Annotated in this window: 1 protein-coding gene; it reads left to right on the forward strand. The window is 71.2% G+C overall.

The features are described from left to right. Positions 1 to 724: 724 nt before the first annotated feature. On the forward strand, positions 725 to 3,550 hold the full coding sequence (locus CC117_RS09160; RefSeq protein ID WP_071083325.1) for a DUF7507 domain-containing protein: 2,826 nt from the start codon (positions 725 to 727) through the stop codon (positions 3,548 to 3,550). Positions 3,551 to 3,656: the final 106 nt, after the last annotated feature.

Consider the following 3,656-nt stretch of genomic DNA (forward strand, 5'->3'; position numbering starts at 1 on the left):
GGCCATCGGATAGCACGAGCCGGATGACGCGAGAGTGTCACGTCCGGATCTGTGGGGGCCGGCGGGTGAAACTCCCGCCGGCTACCCGGCAGGCCGCCCAGGACGTGTGGGGTGCCAGAACTCGGCCACCGGTGTTGACCTGGCCTTCTGGAGCCGCCCCACAGCAGGGGCCGTCGCCACCCGGCTCGGCAATGGCGGCTCTTCTACGCGGCTGAGGAGATCCCCAGTGTCGGTGCGGACCACAGTGACCGAAGGTCGGAGCGTCGGTCTCCGGTATCCCGTCGCGGCCGCCGGAAGCCCTTCGCGGCTGGTGACAGCCTCCCTCACGACAGGCCTCCACCGCCGGCCAGACCGGGAAAGAAGCAGTTGGGCCTCGCCACGGCCGCCGCCACGCGTCCCACTGCTTGTCGGTCGAGGTCTCTCATGCAGGTGGCGCGTTTCCACGGGTTCGATGGTGGAGGCTGGCCGAATTGGTCGGGAAGTCTGAGTTGTGAGGCCGACGCTGCGCTGACAGCTGGGGGCTCCACCACGCGGACCTCGGGCCGACGGGCGACGACGACGCGCCGCGCCCGAGTTCCACCGACGTTCGATCGCTCTGTGTAATTCTCGGCGAGGATCACGTCACTAGCTGTGACGCACAACCGTGCTGTGCTGGTCCATCGACGCCTGCTGCCGGCCCGTCGCGGTCTCGGGCGTCGGCGGGCGGCCAGGCCGAGGAGCGAGCATGTCGAGACGTCCACCGCGGCACCGGGCGGGTCTGCTCGCGCCGATCGGATCCACGGGCCCGCGGGCCTGGCTCGTGCCCGTCGTCGGCGCGCTGACCGTGCTCACGGCGACCGTGCTCACGGCCACCGCCGCCCCGGCGATGGCGGTCACGCCACCCAGTTCTGGCAGTCCGTCGACGTCCGCTGACCCGGGGCCCGCGAGCGGCGACGCACCGCGGGCCGCCGTGGCGGCGCTGGCTCCCGCGATCGCGGTGGCCACGTCGGTGGCGCAGGCCTCCTTCTCGGGCGCCGGTCAGACGCTCGACTTCTCCTATCTGGTGGCGAACAGCGGGGACGCGCCGCTGACGAACGTCGTCGTCCACGACGCGCTCGCCGGCGTGTCTCCGGTGACCTGCGCGGCCACCGAACTGGCCCCGGGAGGAACCACCACCTGCGGCGCCACCTACGTGACGACCCAGGCGGACGTCGACCACGGACGGGTCGAGAACACCGCCGTCGCGAACGGCACGCCGCCGTCCGGCCCCCCGGTGACCTCCGCCCCGGCGCACAGCTCCACGTCCACGCCCCCGCTGTCCGGATCGATCAGCATCGTGGGCTCACCGGACCAGCCCTCCTTCGGGGGGAACTCGGGCCAGGTGAGCTTCACCTTCGTCGTGGCCAACACCGGCGCCGCCCCGCTGAGCGAGATCTCCGTCCTGGAGACGACCCGGCCGGGTTCCACGCCCTCCTGCCCGGCGCGGGTACTCGCGCCGGGGGTGTCCATGGCCTGCGCCCTGCAGACAAGCGTCAGCCAGGCGGATGTCGACCGAGGGTTGATCTACGTCAGTGCCGTCGCCACCGGCCGGCTCGCGACCGGAGAATGGGTGACATCGGCGCCCTCGACCGCCTTCGTGCCCGCCGTGCAGAGGCCAGGCGCCCTGCTGGACCCCCAGAATTCCGGTGTCTTCTCCGGCGCAGGCCAGCCGGTCATCGACCTGTACCGCACGTTCAACAACGGGAACGTCACGCTGACCGGAGTCCACATCGTGTCCTCACGGTCGCGATCTGCGACCGGCGGCCCGATTACCTGCCCGGGCACGCTGGCTCCGGCCCAACGCCCGCTCTGCACGGCCCGGATCATTCCGACCCAGGCCGACGTCGACGCCGGCTTCGTCGCGGATGTGGCGCGCCTCGTCGGCACCGACCCCAAGGGCGTGCTGGTCGCGTCGCCGCCGGTAGTCGTCGTCACCCCGCTAAGCGGCGGCGGACCCTTCCCGCCCAGAGCCGGCGCGTTGTCCCTGGCCAAGTCCGCCGCACCGGCCGCGTTCTCCGGCGTGGGCCAGACGCTGGACTACTCCTACCTGGTGACGAACACCGGCGCGGTCGGGCTGTCCGACATCCAGGTCCTAGACGGCCTCCCAGGGCTGACCCCGGTCGCCTGCCCGGCGATGGCGCTGGCCGCCGGTGCGTCGATGACCTGCACGGCCTCCTATGTCACCGACGCGGCCGCCGTGAACGCCGGCCAGGTCAACAACGACGCGGTCGCCTACGGATCGGCGCCCGGCGCGCCGCCCGTGGTCTCCGCCCCGGCGGTCACGACGACACCAGGCCCGCCCCCGCAGCCGACCCATCCCGGCATCTCTCTCGTGGCGCAGGTGACGCCGACCACCTTCACCGCTGTAGGGCAGCTCCTGCGCTACTCGTACCTGGTGACGAACACCGGAGATGTTCCCCTGGAGAACGCAGGGCTCGCCGAGGCCCTGAGCACCACCACGGTGTCCTGCCCCAGCGGCCCTCCGCTGCCGCCCGGAGTATCGATGACCTGCACCGCGACGCACAGCATCGACGCTCAGGACCTGGCCCGGGGGTCGGTGACCAGTGACGCGGTGGCGGCCGGACAACCCCCGTCGGGACCGCCGGTGACCTCGACGCCCGCGGGAACGTCCGCGACACTGGGGCCAGCGTCGATCTCGCTGAGCAAGTCCGCAGCCCAGACGTCGTTCACGGGCCCGGGCGAGCCGATCGACTTCACCTACAGCGCGACGAACACCAGCGGCCAGCCGCTGACCAACGTGTTCGTGTACGACGCGCTGGCAGGGGTGTCACCGGTGCGCTGCGCCGCGACGAGCCTCGCTCCGGGCCAGTCGACGACCTGCACCGCCAGCTATGTCACGACGCAGGCCGACGCCGACAAGGGCACGCTCAGCAACAGCGCGTGGGCGGCGGGCACACCACCGTCGGGTCCACCGGTCATCTCCGACCCGGCGATCGCGACGCTGGCGGTACCGGTCCTGTCGCTGGTGAAGATTGTCAACGCCACGTCCTTCACCGCCGCGGGTGAGCAGCTGACATACCTGTACCTCATCAACAACCGCAGCAAGGTCACGCTCACCAACCTCGCGGTGAACGACCCGATGCCCGGCCTGTCGGCCGTGGACTGCCCAGTGGCGACACTGGCCGCCGCCGCGATGACGATCTGCACGGCGAACTACACGACCACACAGGCCGACGTCGCCGCCGGGAAGATCGAGAACGTGGCAACCGCGAGCGCGACCCCAGCGTCCGGAGCCACAGTGACCTCAAAGCCTTCAACCACCTCGACCCCACTGCACCCCGACACCGGCCCTGCCGGACCACCCGGACCTGCCGGACCACTCGGACCGGCTGGGCCTGCCGGACCTGCCGGACCACTCGGACCGGCTGGACCGGCTGGACCGGCTGGACCTGCCGGGCCGGTCGGGCCCGCTGGTCCGGTCGGGCCCCCCGGACCGCCAGGGCCGCCAGGTCCGTCCAAAGACGAGAAGATCGACATCGGGAAGATCTGGATCCCGCCCCTCTTCACGTAGCCCGTGTTGACGCCGACTTGGGTTCTAGTCAACGTCGCAACGTGGAGTGGTTTCGGAGGCTACCAGCGCTGCGAAGAGTTCGGCCGGTGTGCAGTCGTCGAGGACG

Origin of the sequence: Parafrankia colletiae (assembly GCF_001854655.1) — a bacterium.
Classification (GTDB): domain Bacteria; phylum Actinomycetota; class Actinomycetes; order Frankiales; family Frankiaceae; genus Parafrankia; species Parafrankia colletiae.